This is a genomic window from Streptomyces sp. NPDC040405 (assembly GCF_055595765.1).
On the sequence record NZ_JBVIVI010000001.1, the window covers coordinates 100,921 to 121,362 of the forward strand.

The 20,442-nt window shown below is 71.6% G+C and carries 19 protein-coding genes; 5 read left to right on the plus strand and 14 right to left on the minus strand.

Translation table 11 applies throughout. From position 1 onward, the window contains the following. Positions 1-33: 33 nt before the first annotated feature. The 3 genes from araD to ACZ59A_RS00500 are packed head-to-tail and all read right to left on the minus strand — an operon-like array spanning position 34 to position 3,366. Positions 34-1,764 (minus strand): L-arabinonate dehydratase, encoded by a 1,731-nt coding sequence (gene araD, locus ACZ59A_RS00490; protein ID WP_470951655.1) that lies wholly within the window; start codon positions 1,762-1,764, stop codon positions 34-36. Beyond that, on the minus strand, positions 1,761-2,663 hold the full coding sequence (locus ACZ59A_RS00495; RefSeq protein WP_468042009.1) for a dihydrodipicolinate synthase family protein: 903 nt from the start codon (positions 2,661-2,663) through the stop codon (positions 1,761-1,763). The genes araD and ACZ59A_RS00495 overlap by 4 nt, the downstream gene beginning before the upstream one ends. Positions 2,664-2,673: 10 nt before the next feature. Further along, positions 2,674-3,366, minus strand: a complete 693-nt coding sequence (locus ACZ59A_RS00500; RefSeq protein ID WP_470951657.1) for a GntR family transcriptional regulator — start codon at positions 3,364-3,366, stop codon at positions 2,674-2,676. Between the two features lie 126 nt (positions 3,367-3,492). Here ACZ59A_RS00500 and ACZ59A_RS00505 point away from each other — a divergent pair, with 126 nt between their 5' ends. Further along, the gene (locus ACZ59A_RS00505) at positions 3,493-4,023 is read left to right on the plus strand and encodes a kinase (protein WP_470951660.1); all 531 of its coding nucleotides are present in this window, start codon (positions 3,493-3,495) and stop codon (positions 4,021-4,023) included. Here ACZ59A_RS00505 and bla read toward each other — a convergent pair. Continuing rightward, positions 4,020-4,949: a class A beta-lactamase gene (gene bla / locus ACZ59A_RS00510; RefSeq protein ID WP_470951663.1), complete on the minus strand. Its 930-nt coding sequence runs from the start codon at positions 4,947-4,949 to the stop codon at positions 4,020-4,022. The genes ACZ59A_RS00505 and bla overlap by 4 nt on opposite strands. 120 nt (positions 4,950-5,069) lie before the next feature. Between bla and ACZ59A_RS00515 the strand changes: the two genes are divergently transcribed. Together ACZ59A_RS00515 and ACZ59A_RS00520 are read left to right on the plus strand one after the other, a co-directional pair. Then, complete coding sequence (locus ACZ59A_RS00515) at positions 5,070-5,951, plus strand: LysR family transcriptional regulator (RefSeq protein WP_470951666.1); 882 nt, start codon at positions 5,070-5,072, stop codon at positions 5,949-5,951. Beyond that, entirely contained in the window at positions 5,948-6,850 is a 903-nt protein-coding gene (locus tag ACZ59A_RS00520) for a serine hydrolase (RefSeq protein ID WP_470954534.1), read from the plus strand. The genes ACZ59A_RS00515 and ACZ59A_RS00520 overlap by 4 nt, the downstream gene beginning before the upstream one ends. Positions 6,851-7,073: 223 nt before the next feature. On the opposite strand, the gene ACZ59A_RS00525 is transcribed toward ACZ59A_RS00520, so the two are convergent. The 4 genes from ACZ59A_RS00525 to ACZ59A_RS00540 all read right to left on the minus strand — a co-directional run bounded on the left by ACZ59A_RS00525 (position 7,074) and on the right by ACZ59A_RS00540 (position 12,268). Further along, positions 7,074-8,711 carry a VWA domain-containing protein gene (locus tag ACZ59A_RS00525; RefSeq protein ID WP_470951669.1) on the minus strand — a complete coding sequence of 546 codons (1,638 nt, stop codon included), beginning with the start codon at positions 8,709-8,711 and terminating at the stop codon, positions 7,074-7,076. Next, positions 8,708-9,898, minus strand: coding sequence for an AAA family ATPase (locus ACZ59A_RS00530; protein WP_470951671.1), 1,191 nt, complete (start codon positions 9,896-9,898; stop codon positions 8,708-8,710). The genes ACZ59A_RS00525 and ACZ59A_RS00530 overlap by 4 nt, the downstream gene beginning before the upstream one ends. A 235-nt stretch (positions 9,899-10,133) precedes the next feature. Next, a complete protein-coding gene (locus ACZ59A_RS00535; protein WP_470951673.1) occupies positions 10,134-11,294 on the minus strand; it encodes a hypothetical protein in 1,161 nt (386 codons plus the stop codon). Further along, positions 11,291-12,268 (minus strand): 5-dehydro-4-deoxyglucarate dehydratase, encoded by a 978-nt coding sequence (locus ACZ59A_RS00540; RefSeq protein WP_470951676.1) that lies wholly within the window; start codon positions 12,266-12,268, stop codon positions 11,291-11,293. The genes ACZ59A_RS00535 and ACZ59A_RS00540 overlap by 4 nt, the downstream gene beginning before the upstream one ends. 234 nt (positions 12,269-12,502) lie before the next feature. On the opposite strand from ACZ59A_RS00540, the gene ACZ59A_RS00545 reads away from it, so the two are divergent. Both ACZ59A_RS00545 and ACZ59A_RS00550 read left to right on the plus strand, forming a co-directional pair. Beyond that, on the plus strand, positions 12,503-13,318 hold the full coding sequence (locus ACZ59A_RS00545) for an NAD-dependent epimerase/dehydratase family protein (protein ID WP_470951679.1): 816 nt from the start codon (positions 12,503-12,505) through the stop codon (positions 13,316-13,318). 78 nt (positions 13,319-13,396) lie between these two features. Further along, positions 13,397-13,849, plus strand: a complete 453-nt coding sequence (locus ACZ59A_RS00550; RefSeq protein WP_470951681.1) for a TIGR03618 family F420-dependent PPOX class oxidoreductase — start codon at positions 13,397-13,399, stop codon at positions 13,847-13,849. Positions 13,850-13,867: 18 nt separating this feature from the next. Here the strand turns inward: ACZ59A_RS00550 and ACZ59A_RS00555 are convergent, their stop codons facing one another. The 6 genes from ACZ59A_RS00555 to ACZ59A_RS00580 all read right to left on the minus strand — a co-directional run bounded on the left by ACZ59A_RS00555 (position 13,868) and on the right by ACZ59A_RS00580 (position 20,424). Continuing rightward, positions 13,868-15,187, minus strand: coding sequence for a cytochrome P450 (locus tag ACZ59A_RS00555; RefSeq protein ID WP_470951684.1), 1,320 nt, complete (start codon positions 15,185-15,187; stop codon positions 13,868-13,870). Positions 15,188-15,258: 71 nt separating this feature from the next. Further along, positions 15,259-16,026: a sugar phosphate isomerase/epimerase family protein gene (locus tag ACZ59A_RS00560; protein ID WP_470951687.1), complete on the minus strand. Its 768-nt coding sequence runs from the start codon at positions 16,024-16,026 to the stop codon at positions 15,259-15,261. A 4-nt stretch (positions 16,027-16,030) separates the two neighbouring features. Beyond that, entirely contained in the window at positions 16,031-16,918 is an 888-nt protein-coding gene (locus ACZ59A_RS00565; RefSeq protein ID WP_470951691.1) for a carbohydrate ABC transporter permease, read from the minus strand. Continuing rightward, positions 16,908-17,855 carry a carbohydrate ABC transporter permease gene (locus ACZ59A_RS00570; RefSeq protein ID WP_470951693.1) on the minus strand — a complete coding sequence of 316 codons (948 nt, stop codon included), beginning with the start codon at positions 17,853-17,855 and terminating at the stop codon, positions 16,908-16,910. The genes ACZ59A_RS00565 and ACZ59A_RS00570 overlap by 11 nt, the downstream gene beginning before the upstream one ends. A gap of 48 nt (positions 17,856-17,903) precedes the next feature. After that, a complete protein-coding gene (locus tag ACZ59A_RS00575) occupies positions 17,904-19,214 on the minus strand; it encodes an ABC transporter substrate-binding protein (RefSeq protein ID WP_470951695.1) in 1,311 nt (436 codons plus the stop codon). Positions 19,215-19,269: 55 nt separating this feature from the next. Beyond that, the gene (locus ACZ59A_RS00580; protein WP_470951698.1) at positions 19,270-20,424 is read right to left on the minus strand and encodes a mandelate racemase/muconate lactonizing enzyme family protein; all 1,155 of its coding nucleotides are present in this window, start codon (positions 20,422-20,424) and stop codon (positions 19,270-19,272) included. Positions 20,425-20,442 lie beyond the last annotated feature (18 nt).

Here is a 20,442-nt window from a genome sequence, read left to right on the forward strand (position 1 = left end):
CGTTGTTCGAGATACCGTGCAAAAATTTTTCGCTCAGCCCGCGTACGGTTCCGGCACCGCACCGTCCCGGGCCAGGAAGCGGAAGTCGCAGCCGGTGTCGGCCTGGGTCATCTGGTCCTGGTAGAGCGCCCCGTAGCCGCGCCCGTAGCGGGGCGGCGGGGCCGTCCAGTCCGCCCGGCGCCGCTCCAGCTCGGCGTCGTCCACCTCCAGCCGCAGCACCCGCGCCGCCACGTCGAGCGTGATCAGGTCGCCGTCGCGGACGAGGGCGAGCGGTCCGCCGACGTACGACTCGGGCGCGATGTGCAGCGCGCAGGCGCCGTAACTGGTGCCGCTCATCCGGGCGTCGGAGATCCGCACCATGTCCCGCACCCCCTTCTTCAGCAGGTGGTCGGGGATGGGCAGCATCCCGTACTCGGGCATGCCGGGCCCGCCGAGCGGACCGGCGTTGCGCAGCACCAGCACGGTGTTCTCGGTGATGCCGAGGCCGGGGTCGTTGATGGTGGCCTGCATCGTCTTGTAGTCGTCGAAGACGACGGCGGGCCCGGTGTGCTTCAGCAGATGCCGGTCGGCGGCGATGTGCTTGATGACCGCGCCGTCCGGGCACAGGTTGCCGCGCAGCACCGCCACCCCGCCCTCCTCGGCGAGGGGGGTCTCGCGCGGCCGGATGACCTCCGGGTTGTGCACGAGGGCGCCGTCGAGCTGTTCGCGCAGGGTGGCGTGGGCGACGGTGGGGCGGTCCGGATGCAGCCGGTCGGTGAGCCGGGAGAGGAACCCGGGCAGTCCCCCGGCGAAGTGGAAGTCCTCCATCAGATACCGGCCGCCGGGCCGCAGATCGGCGAGGACGGGCACGGTACGGGCGATCCGGTCGAAATCGTCCAGCGTGAGCCGCACGCCCGAGCGCCCGGCCATCGCGATCAGGTGGATGACCGCGTTGGTGGAGCCGCCGAGCGCGAGCACGGTGGTGACCGCGTCCTCGTACGCGTCCCGGGTGAGGATCTCCGAGAGCCGCAGGTCCTGCCAGACCAGCTCGACGATGCGCAGCCCGGAGGCGGCGGCCATCCGCTCGTGTCCGGAGTCGACGGCCGGGATGGACGAGGCGCCCGGCAGGGTCACGCCCAGCGCCTCGGCGGCGGCCGTCAGCGTGGAGGCGGTGCCCATGGTCATGCAGTGGCCGGGCGAGCGGGCGATGCCGCGCTCCAGTTCGGCGATCTCGCAGTCGCCGATGAGCCCGGCCCGCTTGTCGTCCCAGTACTTCCACATGTCGGTGCCCGAGCCCAGCACCTCGTTGCGCCAGTGCCCCGGCAGCATCGGCCCGGCGGGCACGAAGACGGTCGGCAGATCGGCGGTGGCGGCGCCCATGAGCAGCGCCGGAGTGGACTTGTCGCAGCCGCCCATCAGCACGGCGCCGTCCACCGGGTACGAGCGCAGCAGTTCCTCGGTCTCCATGGACAGCAGATTCCGGTACAGCATCGGAGTCGGCTTCTGGAAGGTCTCGGAGAGGGTGGAGACCGGGAATTCGAGGGGGAAGCCGCCCGCCTGCCAGACCCCGCGCTTGACCGCCTGGGCGCGGTCGCGCAGATGGACGTGGCAGGGGTTGATGTCGCTCCACGTATTGAGGATCGCGATGACCGGCTTGCCGAGGTGTTCCTCGGGCAGATAGCCGAGCTGGCGGGTGCGGGCCCGGTGGCTGAAGGTGCGTAACCCCTCGGTGCCGTACCACTGGTGGCTGCGCAGCTCCTCCGGCTGTCTGCGGGGGCGGCTCACAGCGCCCAGCCTTGTATGAGGGCGGCGACCTCGGCGCGCTGCGGCTCCGGCAGCAGTCGGCTGGGCGGGCGGACGTCGCGGCGGCACAGGTCGAGCGCGGCCAGCGCCTCCTTCACCACGGTGACGTTGTTGGCCGACTGCCGGGCGGCCCGCAGATCCTCGAACGGCCGGATCTGCTCCCACACCTTCATCGCGGCCGCGTAGTCCCCGGCGCGCAGCGCGCCCAGCATGTCGAGCGAGAGCTTCGGGGCGACGTTGACCAGCCCGGAGGTGAAGCCGGTGGCGCCGACGGCCCAGTACGAGGGCGCGTACAGCTCGGCGAGCCCGGCCACCCACACGAACCGGTCGAAGCCCGCGTCCCGCGCGAAGGCCGCGAAGCGGGCCGCGTCCGGGACCGCGTACTTCACGCCGATCACGTTCGGGCACGCCTCGCCGAGGCCCGCCAGCGCCGCGCCCTCGATCAGCGGGTTGCGCAGATACGGCACCACACCCAGCTCCGGAACGGCCTCGGCGATCTCGCGGTGGTAGTCGACCCAGCCGTCCTGCGACACATACGGATGCACCGGCTGGTGCACCATCACCATCTGGGCCCCGGCCTCCCGGGCGTGCCGGGCCGCGTCCACCGCCGTCGCCACGTCCTGCCCGACCCCCACCAGCACGGCGGCCCGGTCGCCCGCCTCCGCCACGCTCAGCTCGGTGCACAGGCGGCGCTCCTCCAGGGTGAGGGCGTAGAACTCCCCCGTGTTCCCGTTGGGCGTGACGGCCCGTACGCCGCCGTCGAGAAGCCGGCGCAGCAGGGCGCGGTAGGTGACCCGGTCGACGGCGCCCTTGGCGTCGTACGGGGTGACCGGGATCGCCACGACGTCCGCGAGCGCGGTTCTCAGCGGTGTGAAGTCCATACGGCCCTCTCTAGTTCGTGTGCGCGTCGGTCGGCGCGGTGGCGCCGGTCCGCGCGGTGGTGTCGGTGTCCGGGTCCGGGAAGGCCCGCTGGACGAAGGACGAGATGTGGTGGTGCAGCGCGCGGGCGGCCCCGTCGGCGTCCCCCTCGTGCGCGCGGGCCAGGATCTCCCGGTGCTCCCGCGCCTCCCGCTCCCAGGACGGCACCGCCTGCCAGGCGACGGCGGATACCAGCGCCGCCTGGTCGCGCAGTTCGTCGAGCATGCGGGTCAGCAGCGGGTTGCCGCAGGGGAGGTAGAGCGAGCGGTGGAAGTCCCGGTTGGCCAGCGACCGGCCGGCCGGGTCGGCCGCCGCGTCCGACCGCTCCAGCGCGGCCCCCGCCGCCGCCAGGCTCGCCCGCGCGGTGACGGTCCGCCGCAGCGCCTCCGGCTCCAGCAGCAGCCGTACGTCGTATACGGCCCGTGCCATCGCGGTGTCGACGGTCCGGACGGTGGCGCCCTTGTACTCGCTCATCACCACGAGCCCCCGGCCCGCCAGGGTCTTCAGCGCCTCCCGCACCGGCGTCTTCGACACGCCGAACTGAGCGGCCAGCTCGGTCTCCACGAGCGGCTGCCCAGGTTGCAGCCGTCCCGTCAGGATGGCGTGCTTGACCGCTTCCAGCACGTACTGAGTACGGGACGGAATCGGGCTGGGGGCGATGTCCATGGGGGCTCTCAGATCTCACGTATCGCGTCTCATATATGACGTACGAAGTACGACGCGATGAAGTTAGGGCGGCCCCCGGGATTCGTCAACGCCCCTGACGAAACTTCAACTTTCGGCGCCTGTAACGTGATCGGCGTGCTAGTGGGCTCCCCGACAACCCGCCTGATCCTGCTGCGCGGCAACTCCGCCTCCGGCAAGTCCTCCGTCGCCGCCGAGCTGCGCGCCCGCTACGGTCGGGGGATCGCCCTGGTCGGCCAGGACATGCTGCGGCGGAACATCCTGCGCGAACGGGATGTCCCGGACGGCGCGAACATCGGCCTCATCGACACGGTCGCCCGCTATGCCCTCGACCACGGCTACCACGTGGTGGTCGAGGGCATCCTGTCCGCGGCCCGCTACGGCACGATGCTCGACGCCCTGCGCCGCGACCACCGGGGCCGCACGCACGCGTACTACCTCGACGTGCCGTTCGCCGAGACGGTGCGCCGCCACGCCACGAAGCCGCAGGCGGCCGAGTACGGCGAGGCGGAGCTGCGCGCCTGGTACCGCCCGCGGGACCTGCTGCCCGGCGGCACCGAGGCCGTGATCCCGGCGACGAGCAGCCTCGACGACACGGCGACCCGCGTGCTGCGGGACGCGGAACTGGCCGCGGGCTAGCCCAGGCTGTCGGCGACCACCGACGCCGCCTCCGCGATCAGCTTGTCGTCGTGCACGTCGTCCTCCTCGGCGCGGTTGGTCATGACCGCCATGACGATCGGCGCGGCGCCGGGGCGCCACACCACGGCGATGTCGTTGCGGGCCGCGTAGTAGAAGCCGGTTCCGGTCTTGTCGCCGACCACCCAGCCCTCCGGCACTCCGGCCCTGATGACGTCGTTCCCGGTTTTGTTGGTCTTCAGCCACGTCGTGAGCTGGGCGCGTTCGGGCTTGCGCAGGACATCGCCGAGGACGAAGGCGCGCAAATCCTTGGCCATCGCACGCGGAGTGGTGGTGTCCCGCGTCTCGCCCGGAACCCATTTGCTCAGCTCGGGCTCGATGCGCTCCATCCGGGTGACGTGGTCGCCCACCTTCCTGACCTCGCGTTCGAGCCCCTTGGGCCCGCCGATCGCGTCGAACATCAGGTTGGCCGCGGTGTTGTCGCTGTAGCGGACGGCGGCGTCACACAGCTCGCGCAGGGTCATCCCGGTTTCGACGTGCTTCTCGGTGACGGGCGAGTTGTCGATCAGGTCGTCACTGGAATATGTGATCACCTTGTTCATCCCGCTCAGGGAGTACTTGCGCAGCACGGCCGCGGCGGCGATCGCCTTGAACGTGGAGTGGAAGCCGAAGCGCTCACCGTCCCGGTAGGCCACCTCGCGTCCGGTGCCGGTGTCGAGGGCGTAGAGGCCGAGCCGCGCGTCGAACTTGCGCTCCAGTTCCTTCAGTTGGCCGTTGTACGGCTTGGTGGCCGCGGCCGATGTCGCCGTGGCGGCGGGCACGGGCGACGAGGCCCTGGCGGCGGTGTTCTGGCCGCAGGCCACGAGCGGGACGAGCGCGAGCGCGGCGAGCGCGCCGAGTGCGGTGCGGCGGGCACGGGTGTAGCGCATGGTTCAGCCTCCAAGGGCCGGTGGTGTGCGGTGAGTTGGGAACACCCTGACCGCGGGGCACTCATGCGGTCCAATACGCTCACGCGCTCCTTCATGCCGAATTGGCATAGAGTCCGGAAGGTGGATCTCGTTGGGGCATGCCGTGCGTTCGTCAGCGTGAGCGAGCACGGCAGTTTCACGGTCGGCGCGGCCGCCGCCCGGATGTCCCAGTCGGTCGCCAGCCGTCGCGTCGCCGCCCTGGAGGAACGCTTCGGAGAGCCGCTGTTCGAGCGCACGTCGCGGCGGGCCGTCCTCACCCCGTTCGGCCGCGACATGCTGCCGACGGCCAGGCAGCTCGTCCAGGCGGGCGATGTGCTGCTGCACGAGGCCGAGGCCGTCAAGCGCAAGCCGTGGCGGCTCGCGGTGCCCGGCATCTGCACCACGGCCGGTCTCGCACGCCTGGTCGCCGAGGCGCGGGGGCTCGGCGTCAACCTGGACCTCCGTGTCGCGGCCCCGGCGCGGCGCCGGGAACTCCTCCACGCCGAGCAGGTGCGCGCGGCCCTGCTCGCGGTGGTGCCGGACGAGGCGGCGTGGTCCGTACCGCTCGGGCTCGCCGGTGCCGTGGATCCCGGCGTGAAGCGCGTCTACCTGGAGACGCTACGGGTCGGGCGCGCCTCCTCCGGCCCGGCCCGGCGCGTCTGGATCCAGCCGGAGGACGACGTCCCGCACATCCGCGATCCGCTGGCCCGGCTGCGCGACGCGGTCGGCCTGCGGCCCGCCCAGCTCGTCACCGCGACCGACCTGACCACGGCCGTGGCGGAGGCCCTCGGCGCGCCCGACGTGCTGCTGTGCTCCCCCGCGCAGGCCGAGGAACTCGCCCTGCACTGGCGGCCCGTCGGCGAACTGGCCCTCAGCCGGGGCTACGCCCTCGCCGCCGCGGAGGGCAGCCCCCAGCACATCGAAGCCCGCCTGGGCGAGGCGATAGCCCGCTGCCTGGGCGCCGATACGGAAGCCAGATGGTGAACACCGAAGCCCTGCTCCACGACATGCGGCGACAACTCCACGACGGCGGCCTGCGCGGCTGCTTCCTCGTACGGGACCTGCACACGGGCGAGGAGCTGGGCATCGACCCGGACACCCAGCTGCCGTCGGCCTCCCTGGTCAAGATCCCGCTGGCGCTGGCCACGGCGGAACGCATCCGGCGGGGCGAGCTGGACGGGGCGACGATGCTCGACGTACCACCCGGGCGCATCACCACGCCCGGCCCCATCGGGCTGAGCCGCTTCCGCCATCCGGCGCGGGTCGCGGTGGACGACCTGCTGTACCTGAGCACCTGCCTGAGCGACGGAACGGCCTCCGACACGCTGTTCGGGCTCACCCCGCCCGCTCTGGTCGCCGACCTGTTGCACGAGTTCGGTCTGCGCGGCATCACCGTCCGCCACACCATGGACACACTGTCCGACACCCCCGTCGAACGCTTCGACGCCGCCCAGGCCCATCTGGCCCACGCCCTCGCCATCGGCGCCGGTACGGGCGGCCGCGGCCACCGGGTCCCCCAGCTCGACACCACCCGCGCCAACACGGGCAGCGCCCGCTCCTACGTCGACCTGCTCCAGGCCCTCTGGACCCCATCGAAGATCCACCCCGAGGCGGCGGAACGGGTGCGCGCCCTCATGGCCCATAACGTGCTCCGCCACCGCCTGACCCCGGACTTCAGCTCGGACGCCACCCGCTGGTCCTCCAAAACCGGCACCCTCCTGAACCTCCGCCACGAGGTGGGCGTGGTCGAACACGCCGACGGCCAGACCTTCGCCGTGGCGGCCCTGACGGAGTCCGAAGTCCCCGCCAGCCTCCAGCCGGGCGCGGAAGCGCTGATGTCCCATGTGGCCCGAACCCTGCGAGACCACTTGCGCCAGCTCTGACGGTTGCGCCTAGCCGGTGCGCCACCGGGGCTTCGTACGCGGGTGCGGCCCGGTGGCCGGGTTGTGCCCACCCGTTCCGCCCCGCGGAACGATTGCCCACAACCAGGTCACATCCCAGCCCCTCCGGCGTTTGAGGAGCGGGGGTTTGGGGGCGGAGCCCCCAACGGGGGCCGGGGCGTCCCCGGTTCGGGAAGGGGCGGGGTGGGGAAAGACCCGCCCCGGCCTAGATCAGGCGGAAGAGGTCCGCCGCCGCATGGACATCCGCAAAGTCCTCGACCACGCGCAAGTTGTCGCACAACGCCTCCAACACCGACCCAGCCCCCGCAACCCCCACCCCACCCACACCCACCCCAAAAACCCGAAACCCAAGCACCCGCTTGGCCTCGTTCCACCCCCGCATCCACTCCTCCGTGACCCCGCACTCATCATCGGTGATCATCACAATGTCCCCCCGCCGACGAGCCGTGTCGTCGAACTCCTCCGCCAGCACCTCCCTCGCCACCGTCAACGGCGCCTGATAGCTCGTGCCGCCGCCAAGAAAGGTCTCCGCGAAGTCGAGCACCCGGTCGACCCCAGCAGGCTCCCCGGCCAGGAAGCGAAAGACCCGCACCCTATCCGCGGCGGAGAACAAGATCCCCACGAAGTCACGCCCCGCCGCACGCGCCTGATCCAGCAGCGCCAGGGCGCACGCCTTGGACCACGCCTCCCGCGTAACCCCACCCGGCCCGGCCTCGTACATGGAGTGCGAGGTGTCCACGCACGCGATGATGGCGCCCCGCCCGGTGGTCTGCTCGCCCTGGCTGTCGTACAGCATCAGCTCCCCGGCGGCGTAGCGCGCGGCGAACACCGCGCGCAGCTCGGGCAGGCCCAGATTGGCCAGCTCGGAGGGGATGACACGGGAGAGGTCGTTGCCGAGGGTGACGCCGACCAGTTCCCCGGTGGCGTTCTCCACCTTGCGGGCGCGCTCGCCACCGGCCATCTGCCGGAAGCGGCCGATCAGCTCGGCCCACCGCGCGAGGCGCCCGGTGCGCAGCCGCTCGGCGAGCCGGGCACGCTGGTCGAACGGCATGCGCTCCAGCTCGCCCGGGCCGACGCCCCAGGCCCGCATCAGCGCGCCCTCCTCCCGTACGGCCTCGGCGGCCCGCCTCGCCGCGTTCCGCGCGGCGGCTCGGATGCCGGGGGCCGCCGCCGCGAGGGCCTGCGCGGCGCCTTGGGCGGCCTGCCGGGCAGCGGTCTCGGCCGCTTCGGCGGCGCCGATCGCCCGTCGTACGGCATCGGCGGCCCCATCGGCCCGGTCGGCCCCATCGGCCCCGTCGGCCCCATCGGCCCGGTCGGCCCCATCGTCGGCAGCCCGCCGAAGCGCCTCGCCCACCTCACCAGCCGCCCGCTCGACGTCCCGCTGTGCCTTCTCCGCCCGCTCACCCCGCTCCTGCGCCCCCCGCAACCGCTCCAGCATCCCCCGCAGCGCGGCGGCCTGGGCGAGTACGGCCATGGCGGCGGCGTACGGGTCACCGGCGGTCTCCCGTCGCAGCTCGGCGAATTCCCCCGACTCCACCAGCGCGGTGACGACCTCGTGGTTGACCAGCCGGGCGGGGTCCATCTCCGCGCGCTCGCGCAACCGCGGCCGGGCCTTGTAGGCGGCGAGGAACACATCACTCAGAAGGTCCGTGGCGTGGTCGTGGCCCGCGTTCAACTCCTCGGCCACCTCGCGCAGCCCGGCCGACTGCTCGTACGTGTCGCGCCAGGTGATCCGGTCGAACCGGTCCGCGACCACGGCCCCGGCGTGCCGCCGCCCGGGAGCGGCGGCGGACAGGGCCAGCCACTTCCCGCCCCGGCTCGCCAGCTCGTCGAGCGTGGTCACAGGTGCGCCTGCACCATGTTCGCGTCCATGCCGAGGGCCTCGGTGAGTACGCGGGTGCGGACGGCCCGCTGACGTCCGGTGACCCGGTCGATGGCGGCGGTGGAACGCCCCGCTCGCGCCGCGTCCTCGCGCAGCTTCTCCAGCCGCTTCCCCGCCATGGCGAGCTTGTTGTGGGCGTTCTTGATGACCCACTCGCTCAGCGCCTCGCGGGACTGCCCGGCCATGGCGTCGAGCTGGGCCTCCAGCTCCTCGATGGCGTCGGCCAGGTCGAGCGCCTCCTTGGCATCGGGGTTGACCAGGTGCAACACCTCGCGCTCGACGGTCGGGCGCTGCGCGGGCGAATCCCACAGCACATGGGTCAGCACCGACAGATCGGTCTCGCCGACCTCCGGACGGCCGTCGAGGTACGCGGACGCCTGCAACAGCCCCACCGCCTGCCGCCATCGGCGGTCGGAGGCGACGAGTTCCTTACGGCGCAGGGCGGCCCGCAGCGTGCACACCGCGTCCACGATCGCGTCGGGGACCTCCACCGCCGGGACGTCCTCGCCCACGGCATGCCGCAACGCCCCCAGCTCAACCGTCGTCCGCTCCGGCGCCGCCGGACGGCTGACGGCGGACCGCACGAGCGCGGCGAAGTTGGACGGGTCCGCCAGATACCCGACCTCGATCCGCACCAGCAGCCGGTCGTAGATCGCGGCCGTATCCTCCCCGCTGGGCAGCTCGTTGCTCGCCGTGATGGCCCCGATCAGCGGACAGCGGATCGGCTCACCACCGCTCTCGGGGTGGTAGATCCGCTCGTTGAGATAGCCGAGTGTCTCGTTGAGCGCGGCCGTGGAGCACTTGAAGATCTCGTCGATGAACGCGATATGCGCGGTCGTGGCACGGCCGTCGTACACCTGCCGGTACTCGCCCCGCGCGAGCGCGGCGACGTCGATGGGCCCGAACATCCGCGTCGGCGCGGTGAACTTCGACAGCAGGATCTCCCAGTACGCCGCCCCCTCGACCCTGCCGGTCAACTCCCGCGCCATCTCGGACTTCGCCGTCCCGGGCGGCCCGAGCACCAACGAATGCTGCCCGGCCAGCAACGTCACGATCAGCGTCCGCACCACATCGTCCCGCTCGTAAAACCGCTCCGCCAGCTCATCCCCGATCGCCCGCAGCCCCTTGGCGGTGTCCTGCCCGTCCATACCCAACTCCTCGCGTACGAGGCCCCATTGGACTGCCACCAGCCAGCCCGACACAACCCACCCCGCCCACCCAGCCCCACCGGGCGCACCACCCAGCCCCACCGGGCGCACCACCCAGCCCCTCCGGGCGCACCACCCAGCCCCTCCGGCGATTGAGGAGCGGGGTGCAGGGGCGGAGCCCCGCCGGGGGCCGGGGGCGCCCCCGGTTTCGGGAAGGGGCGGGGTGGGGGAAAGGTCAGCCCAGGTGGGTCAGGGCCTTGCGGACCTCCGCCAAGTCCCCGTCCGACGCCAACCCCGCGTGGTACAGCCGAATCTCATCCGCACCCAGTTCGGCCGCATGCACGGCGTCGTCCACGAGCGAAGACGGCCGACCCCCCATCCCCGCCACCACCGTGAAGTTCGCAGCGAGCACCGTCCCCTCCCGCCGGTGCGGAGCAAACGGCGGGAGGACCGAAGAACGAACAGCCGCATCGCCCGTGCAGGGCAGCACGACCCCGTCCGCATGACCCAGCACATCCGCCGGATCGACGCCCACGTTGGCCCCGACGGCCCGCCGCCACGGCAGCGCGTGCAGCAGCACCTGGAAACCGGGGGCAGGCGCCGCAGCCCGCACCGCGGACACCGCGTCCCGCTGCAGCCCGCTCGCCACCCCGTCCCGCCACGCGGAGAAGACCCCGGCGACGTCCGCGTCCAGCGCCCCAGGAACACCCCCGCCCCATACAGGGGCGAGCGCCCGCCGCACCGCAGCCCCCAGCTCCTCCGCGGACGCCCCCAGCCCCTCGTACCCCGCGCAACAGCACTCGCAGAAGCACAGCGACATCAGATACTGCGCGTCCTCCCCCAGCCCCACGCCCCCGATCTTGTCGTGGGCGTGCAGATGGGCGAGCCCGTACCAGCCGCAGGACTCCAGCTCAACGCCCACGGCCCCCGGCCGCACCGACGCCTCGACCGCCAGGTCGACCAGATACTCCCGTACCTCGGGCCGCCCGATACACGGCGCCCACGGATACCTGTCCCCGTACGCGTTCCGCACCGACGTGCCCGGATGCTCGTCGCCCAGCCGCGAGTTATGGGCCAGCACGACCCACGCGTGCACCTCCAGCCCGGCCCCGGCCAACGCGTCCGCCGCCTCCCCGAAGGGATCGGAACCGGCCACCCACGTCTGCTCGTAGGGCCGGAGCGCCCGTCCGGCCCAGCGGCCCTCGTCCGGCGGATACAGCACCGCCGCATGCCGCGCCGTCACGATCCGGTGCTCGGGGTGGCGAGGGGTCAGGGCCCGCGTCGAGTGATACGCGGAGGCCAGCGTCGCCTGCCGGACGCCCAGATCGGCGATGCGCCCCGCCGCGTCCGGATCCCCGACGACGTCCCACGGATATACGAAGGCGGCAGCCTTCATCGCACACCACCCTCCCCCACCAGCTCCATGCCGCGCTCGATCAGCTCGGCCAGCTCCTTCACATGCGCCGCGCCCGGCTCGCTCAGCGGCGGCCGCACCTCGCCCACGTCCAGCCCCCGGAGCCGCACCCCGGCCTTGACCAGCGATACGGCGTATCCCCGCCCCTGGTTCCGCAGTTCGACGAGCGGCCGGAAGAAGCCGTCGAGCAGCCGGTTGACGACATCGTCGTCCCCGGCCATCAGCGCCCGGTGGAACGCGAGCGCGACCTCCGGTACGAAGCAGAAGACGGCGGAGGAGTAGAGCGTCACCCCGATCGCCCGGTACGACAGCCCGGTCAGCTCGGCGGTCGGCAGCCCGTTGAAGTAGCGGAACCCCTCCTCCGCGCCCGCCTCCCGCACCGCGCTCACGATGCGCTGCATCAGATCCAGATCGCCGAGCCCGTCCTTCAGCCCGATGATCCCCGGCACCTGCGCGAGCCGCACCACGGTCTCCGGCGCGAAGACGGCGTTGTCGCGCTGATAGACGACGACGTCCAGCCCGGTGGCCCCCGCCACCGCGGTGTAGTGCCGGATCAGCCCCTCCTGGTCCGCCACCACCAGATACGGCGGCATGGCGAGCAGCCCGTCGGCCCCCGCCCGCTCCGCGAGCTTGGCGTACTGGATGGCGAGCGCCGTCCCGTATCCGGCGCCCGCGACGACCGGCACCCGCGCGCCACCGGCGGCCTCGACCGCCGCGGCCTCTTCCACCGCCACGGCGACGCAGTCGTGGAACTCCTCGGGGGTCAGCGCGTGGAATTCCCCCGTACCGCAGCACGCGAAGACGGCCCCCGCGCCCGCCTCGATGCCCCGGCGCACATGGGTGCGGTACACCTCAAGATCGAGGGCGCCATCGGGCCCATAGGCGGTCACGGGGAAGAACAGCAGTCCGTCAAGGCGCTCGGCGAGCGACGCCGACGCTGAGGGGGCTGTGGTCACGGGCTCTCCCTGTCGAGTACGCCGACCCCCGTCGGCCCTGCCGTGCGACCGACGAACCGAACCGTGCACGTTTCTGATCGGCATCTATATTCATGAACGCGGACACCGTAAGGCAGTCGTCGCGTACGGGTCAAGGGGCGACGCACGCATCGATCACCCTTGACGCCTCCCGCCCCACTCCCTAGGTTGTCCATACATCTGAACGAGATGCACATATACGGAGGAGATCCGCCCATGCCCGCGTCCGCTCCCCGCACCATCCTCCTCACCGGCGCCGCCGGCGGCATGGGCACCCTGATGCGCGAGCTGCTGCCCCCGTACGGCTACGAGCTGCGCCTGTTCGACGTCGCCCCTGTCCCCGACGCCCCGGACGCGATCGTCGCCGATCTCGCCGACAAGGACGCGCTGCGCCGGGCCGTGGAGGGCGTCGACGCGATCATCCACCTCGCGGGCATCTCCCTGGAAGCCCCGTTCGAGAAGATCCTCCAGGCCAACATCCAGGGCACGTACAACCTCTACGAGGCGGCCCGCGAGGCGGGCGTCCGCCGGATCGTCTTCGCGTCCAGCAACCACGCGGTGGGCTTCACACCCCGCCCGGCCGACGACGCCCCGCTGATCCCGATCGACACCCCGCGCCGCCCGGACACCTACTACGGCATCTCCAAGTCGTTCGGCGAGGACCTGGGCTCGTACTACTGGGACAAGTACGGCATCGAGACCGTCGCCATCCGCATCGGCTCCTGCTTCCCCGAGCCGACGAACGTCCGGATGCTGTCGATCTGGATGAGCCCGGAGGACGGCGCCCGGCTTCTGCACGCCGCCCTCACCGCCGAGGACGTCGGCTACACCGTCGTGTACGGCAGCTCCGACAACACCCGCCTGTGGTGGGACCTGTCCTCCGCCCGGGCGCTGGGCTACGACCCGCAGGACGACTCGGAGCCGTACGCCGCGAAGCTGATCGCCGAGCAGGGCGAGCTGGACCCGGACAACCCCGACCACGCCAACCTGGGCGGCGCGTTCTGCACCAACCCCCCGATCTGGCCCCGCTGAAAGAAGCCGGAAGAAAGAAGCCGGAAGAAAGCCGGGGAAAGCCGGAATGCCGGGGTGGGTCCGGCAGTTGGGCAGATCATGACTCAGAACCCGGGACCTCGCCCGCTGTCCGACGAAGCCGCCTCCGCGCTGCTCGCCGCCCAGCAGTTCGGCACGCTCGCCAGCGTCAAGCGCAGCGGCCACCCCCACCTGACCACCATGATGTACGGCTGGGACCCCGAGGCCCGCATCGTGCGGTTCTCCACCACGGCGGACCGGGTCAAGGTCACGCACCTGCGCCGCGAGCCCCGGGCGGCGGTGCATGTGCAGGGCGGCGACCCGTGGTCGTTCGCCGTGGCGGAGGGGGAGGCCGAGATCTCCGACGTGACGACGGCCCCGGGCGACGCGGTCGGGCGGGAGCTGCTGGGGATGCTGCCGGAGGCGGCGAAGCCGGAGGACGAGAACGCGTTCTTGGAGCAGCTGGTCGCCGAGCGGCGCGTGGTGATCCGCCTCAAGGTGGACCGGCTGTACGGGACGTCGCTGGACTTCTGACACCCCCTAGCGTCAGCATCAGCCCCAGGTGTCCTCGGCGGTCGCGTGGATCGTGGCGGGCATCGGGCCGTCCGGGCGGACCGTGATGCCGAAGACGGTCGCGGCCGGGGTGGCGTGGAACGCGGGGGTGAAGGCGGGCAGGAGGAGCCGCAGCAGCTCGGTCGTCTCGCGCACCGCGAACTGCGCGCCCAGGCAGGCCCGGGCGCCGAGGCCGAAGGGGAAGTACGCGCCGTGCCGCGAGGAGCGGTCCGGATCGGCGAACCGCGCGGGGTCGAACCGCTCGGGGTCCGGCCACAGCACCGGGTCGCGGTGGGTGAGATAGGGGCAGACGAAGATGTCGGTACCGGCCTCGACGCGGTAGCCGGTGAGGGTGTCGTCCTCGATGGCGTGCCGGGGAAGCAGCCACGCGGGCGGGTAGAGCCGCAGGGTCTCGGAGGCGAGGGCCCGGATGGCGGCGTCGCGCTCGGGTGAGCCCTCGGGGCCCGCGTCGAGGGCCCAGCGGCGGGCCTCGGGGTGGCGGTCGAGCAGCAGGTAGAGCCAGGACAGGGTGGTGGCCGTGGTCTCGTGCCCGGCGGCCAGCAGCGTGACCAGCTCGTCGCGGATCAGCTGGTCGGTGTATTCGGGACGGGTCTCCCCCGCCTCCACCAGGACGCGCAGCAGGCCGGGGCCCTCCGGGCCCGCCTCGCCCCGGCGGGCGGCGGCGATGGCGCGTTCGGCGACGGCGTCGATCCTCGCGAGGTCGGCGGCCACGGTGGCACGCAGCGCCGCCATGTCGGCGGAGGCGGAGGGGGTCGTCGGGAGGGCGGCCCCCACGGCCTCGACGGAGGCCAGTTCGCGGTTGGTGGCCTCGTCGAGGGGGTGCCCGGTGAGGGAGCGCCAGATGGTGTCGAGGGCGAAGAAGCGCATGTCCTCGGCGACATCGGTCGGGGCGCCAGTACGGGCGGCGGCCGCCCAGTGGTCGGCGGCCCGGCGCGCGGCCCCGGCGATGCGCTCCTCGTAGTGGCGGATGCCCGTGCCGGTGAACTGGGCTTGCAGCAGACGGCGCTGCCGCTTCCACGGCTCGCCGGTGGCCGAGAGCACCCCGTCCCCGACGAGCACGCGCGCCCGATGGGAGCGCTTGACGTAGCGGTCGGGGTGCAGCGCGAGGACGTGCCGCACCGCGTCCGGGTCGGTGACCAGCACGGTGGGGCGCGGCCCGAGGCGTACGGCGCTCACCCCGCCCAGCTCCCGTGCCAGCGTCAGCAGGTCGACCACCGCCCCCGAGGAGGCGCGCCACCGCTCGACGGCGGCGGAATCGAGCAGGGGGACGGGGACGCCCTGTGGGGCTGTGGTGGCCACGAGTTCTCCGGCTGGTTCGGTGACATGACAGACAGACCGACGCTAGTGACAACGACGGCGTTCCCGGCTGATCACTTCCCGCCAACCGCCGACCGCGCCACCGCGAGATCCGCCACCAGCCGGTCCTCCACCGGAACGCTCGCGTCCGAGTACTGGCCGGACAGGCAGACGGGACCCGTGTAGCCCAGCTCCGCCAACTGCCCGAGAACCGCCGACCAGTCGGACATGCCTTCCCCGGCCGGTACGAACCACGGCTTCCAGTCCCCGCCCGCATAGAACGCGTTCTTCAGGTTGACGATGCCCAGCCGCCCCGCCACCAGCGGCAGCGTCACCCGTGGATCGTCCCCCGCCAGCGCGTCGTGGGCGGCGTCCCACACCACCTGGAAGTGCTCGTGCGGCAGCCCGTCGAGGAGGTGCGTCACCCCGAGCGCCGACGAGACGAAGCGCCCGTGGTGCGGCTGCACCCCGACCCGTACGCCGTACCGCTCCGCCAGCGGCGCGGCGGCCTCCAGACGCCGCCGTACGCGCCGTACGGAGGCGGCGTAACCGTCGGGGCCGAGTTCGGCCATGACGCGGATCATCGGCACGCCCGCCGCCCCGCACGCCGCGAAGACGGGTTCGCCGAGGTCACTCGCGACGCTGATCACCTCGACGCCCTCGGCCCGCAGCTGGGCGGCGAAGACCGGCAGCAGCCGTTCCGCCTCGGCCGGGGTGACGTGGGCGGTGTCCCGTACGGGGACCTCGGCGCCGGAGAACCCCAGCCCCGCGACGAGCTTGCCCAGCTCCTGACCCGGCATCCGGGACCAGGGCTTGGTGAAGACGGACCACAGGAATGTCATGGGTTCAGCGGCCTCCGAGTCCGCTCATGGTGATGCCGCGCACGAACCACCGCTGGGTGAGGAAGAAGATCAAGATCAGCGGCACGGTGGTGATGGTGGCCGCCATCAGCAACAGGTTCCACTGGGTGCCGTTGGTGGACTGGAACACCTGAAGGCCGACCGACGCGGTCCTCGTGGAGTCGCTGTTGGAAATGACCAGCGGCCAGAGCAGGTTGTTCCACTGGGTGATGAACTTGAAGACGGCCAGGGTGGCGATCGCCGGAACGGCCAGCGGGATGATCACGCGGGTGAACGCCTGCCAGCGGTTCGCCCCGTCCAGCCGGGCCGCCTCCTCGTAGTCCCGGGGGATGCTGAGGAAGAACTGCCGCAGCAGGAAGACCCCGAGCGCGGTGAAGGCGTGCGGCAGGATCATCCCCGCCCAGGTGTCCACGCCATGTGCCTTGGCCACCAGGATGAACTGCGGGATCAGCGTGACCTGCGTCGGAATCATCAGCGTGGCGAGATAGACGCCGAACAGGACGCTGCGGCCGGGGAACCGGAGCCGGGCGAAGGCATACGCGGCGAGCGCGGCGGTGGCCGTCTCCAGCAGCGTCGTCCCGCCCGCGAAGAGGACGGTGTTGATCAGGTAGCGGCCGAGCGGGACCAGGTCGAAGGCGCGGCCGAGGTTGTCGAAGTGCCAGGTGCTGGGCCAGAACGAGGGCTGCGCCGCCATCGACTCGCTGTCGGACTGGAAGGCGACCAGCACCATCATCACGACGGGCGTGAGCGTCACCGCGGTGACCAGGAAGCAGGCGAAGACCAGCAGTTTCCGCGACGCCCATGCCGACGCCCATGCCGATGCCGACGCGGATGCCGATGCCGATGCCGAAACCGCGGGAGCGTCAGTTGTCATAGTGGACCAGCCTCCGCTGGAGCAGGAACTGCGTCCCGGTGATCACCGCGATGAACGCGAACAGCACGATCGACTGGGCGGCCGCGTAGCCCTGCTCGTAGTTCTGGAATCCCGTTTGGTAGATGTACATGACGAGAGTGGTGGTACGGACCCCCGGCCCGCCGTTTGTCATCACCAGCGCCTGGTCGAAGACCTGGAACGACTCGATGACCGTGGTGACGACGACGAAGAACATCGCCGGGGAGAGCAGCGGCAGCGTGACGTCGCGGAAGCTGCGCCACGCCGAGGCCCCGTCGATGCGCGCGGCCTCGTAGAGCTGCTGCGGAATGGCCTGCAGACCGGCGAGGAAGATCACCATGCCGAAGCCGAAGCTCTTCCAGACGCTCATCATGATGAGGGCGGGCATGGCCCAGGTGTCCGAGACCAGCCACGCCGGTCCGTCGATGCCGACCAGGCCGAGGACCGCGTTGATCAGACCGTCGTTCGGGATGTAGAGCCAGATCCAGACGAAGGCCACGGCGACGGAGATGGTCGCGTACGGCAGCAGCAACAGGGAGCGGAAGACCGCGATGCGCTTGAGCCCCTGGTTGAGCAGAAGCGCGAGCACCAGGCTGACCAGCAGGGTCAGCGGCACCGTGACGAAGGTGAAGTAGACGGTGTTGCCGAGCGCCGACCAGAACGTCGGGTCCGGGCCGAGCCGGGCGAAGTTGCGCAGGCCCACGAAGCTGGGCGAGCTGAACAGGTTCCAGTCGAGCAGCGAGATCACGGCCGCCGCGAGGACGGGCCCGGCCGTGAAGATCAGGAAACCGAGCAGGCTGGGCAGCAGGAACAGCCAGGCGGTCAGCGTCTCCGAGCCGCGCCACCGGCTTCGCAGAGTGACCCGTGGGCGCGATCTCGGCGGTGCGCCGGGAGCGGCGGTGTGAACCTCGACGGCCATGGTGGTGGTCCTCCCTGAAAGCGGCGAACGGGCTCAGGCGTCCTCGGCTCAGGCATCCTCGGTGGCCTGCCGGACGGCGTCCTTGTGCTGGCGCATCAGCACGTCCATCTGGGGGTTGAGGCTCCGCACCACGGCGGGCACGGTCACATCGCCGAGGAAGGCGCGCGGCAGGTCCTGGCCCAGGAGCTGCCGGACCCGGTTCCAGTTGGTGGTGACTTGATAGGGGTGGCCGCCGCCGACCTTCCCGGCCAGGATCTGCTGGACGACGCCGAGGTTGGCGGGCGGCGGCTCGAAGGCGCTGCCCGCCGAGTAGCGCGCGGGGTTGTTGCGCCCGGCGCGTGCGTAGATCTCCAGCGCCCCGGTGCTGGTCAGGGTCTTCAGCAGCCGCCACGCCAGCTCCAGATCGGCGCCCTCGACACCGGCCGGGATGGCGAAGCTGGAGCCCGAGACGCGCGGGGTGCTGCCCGCGGGCCCCGCGGGGAAGGGCACGATGTCCCAGTCGAACTTGGCGTCGCGGAGGTTGAGCACCTGCCAGGGCCCGTTCTGCATGAAGGCGACGTTGCCCTGGAGGAAGTTGGCCACGGCGTCCTCGGTGACCAGGTTGCTGATCGGCGGCGTGACGCGGTCCTTGACGAAGAGATCGACGACGAAGTTGATGGCGTACAGCGTCTCGGGGCTGTTCAGGGCGGAGGCGTCCTGGCTCTTGTTCATGACGTTGCCACCGGCGCAGTAGATCCACGAGATCAGGTCGTCGATCAGCGGCGCGCAGGTGAAGCCGTATTGGTTCTTCGGCCCGCTCAGCTCGATCGCCAGCTCCCGGAAGGCGTTCCACCCCATCGGTTCGGTGCGGGACGGGGGTGCGATACCGGCCTTGTCGAGCAGCGTCTTGTTGTAATAGAGCACGTTGGGGGCCACATCGAGACCGATGGCGTAGGTCTTGCCCGCGAAGGACGAGACGGCCCGGCTGGCGGGGTAGAAGTCGTCCGGGTCGAAGTCCGGGTCCTGGGCGATGAGGTCGTCCAGCGGCTGGTGCGAACCGCGCGCCGCGTAGGTGGGGATCATCCAGCCGTTCAGCGAGGTGACCAGGCTGGCCGTCCCGCTGACCAGCTGGAGGTCCAGCTTGGTGGCGTAGCCGTCCGACGGGGTGAGGGTCGCGACCGAGCGGACGGCCATGTTCTTTTCGACGTAGCGGCTGAAGTCGTTCCAGACCTTCAGCTCCTCGGGGCTGCTGGACCACGCGGACCAGGTGGCGGTGCCCGGCGGGGGGCCGGAGGCACAGCCGCTCAGGGCGCCGGTGGCGGCGAGCCCTCCGGCGGCGGCCAGCTTGAGGAGAGTGCGGCGGGAATGGACGGAAGACATCGTCGTCTCCTCGCTGAGTCACTGTGGTCCAGCTGGGTCAACTGTTCAACTGCGTTCAGACGAAGGCCAGGTCCAGGGACTCGGCGCGGATCCGCTCCTCATCCACCTCGACCCCGAGCCCGGGCCCGGTGGGAACGGCGGCGGTGGCGGTGGCGGCAGAGATCTCCAGTTTGTCGACATAGAGATCTGACAGGAGTTCGGGCCCGTTCAGCTCGGCGGGCAGGGCGAGTTCCAGCTGACTGAACAGGTGCAGGGCGGCCGCGAAGCCGATACCGCAGTCGGTCAGCCCGCTGGCCAGCACCTCCAGACCGCCCGCCTGGGCGACATGGGCGCTCTTGAGGGCGTTGCGGATGCCGCCCGCCTTGCAGATCTTGATGACGACGAGATCGGCGGCGTCCAGCCGCATCGCCCGCGCCAGGTCCTGGGCGGTGAAGCTGCCCTCGTCGATGGCCACCGGAAGGTCGATCATGCCGCGCAGCCGGTGCAGGGCGAGGGTGTCCGTGCTGGGTACGGGCTGCTCGACGCACGTGATGCCCGGTATGTCGCGTACGGCGTCCAGCAGCCGCTTCAGCGCCGCGGGCCGGTACGACTGGTTGGCGTCGAGCCACAGCGGCTTGCCCGCGGCGACCTCCGCGACGGCGCTCACGGCCGCGGCGTCGGCGGCGAGGTCCCCGCCGATCTTCACCTTGTACGCGGGGTAGTCCGAGGACAGGCGGGCATGCTCGCGCACGGCGGACGGCTCCCCCACGCCGATGGCCGAGCAGAGCGGGATGCCGTCCCGCAAGGTGCCGCCCAGCAGGGCGTGGACCGGCAGACCGGCCAGCTTGCCCGCCGCGTCGTGCATGGCGATGTCCACGGCCGCCCGGGCGAACGGAAAGCCGTTGGAGACGGCGGGGCTGAGCCGCCGGTTCGCCCGGGCGTGGAACAACTCCACGTCGAAGGGGGTGAGTTCGAGCAGGATCGGGGTCAGGTGCCGCTTGATGACCACGGCGATCGTCTCGGCCGTCTCGTAGGCCCAGCTGGGCAGGGCCCGTTGCTCGCCCCAGCCGACGACGCCGTCCTCGGTGGTGAGCCGTACGAAGATCACCGAGCCCGCCTGGTCCGGCGTGCCCGCCCGGTCCGGTGTGCCGACGGCTCCGCTCCCGAGCACGAAGCGCCGGGCGAAGGGGACGGCTACGGCGAAGACCTCGACCGCCGTGATGCGCGACATGTGCGTTCCTCTCGCCAG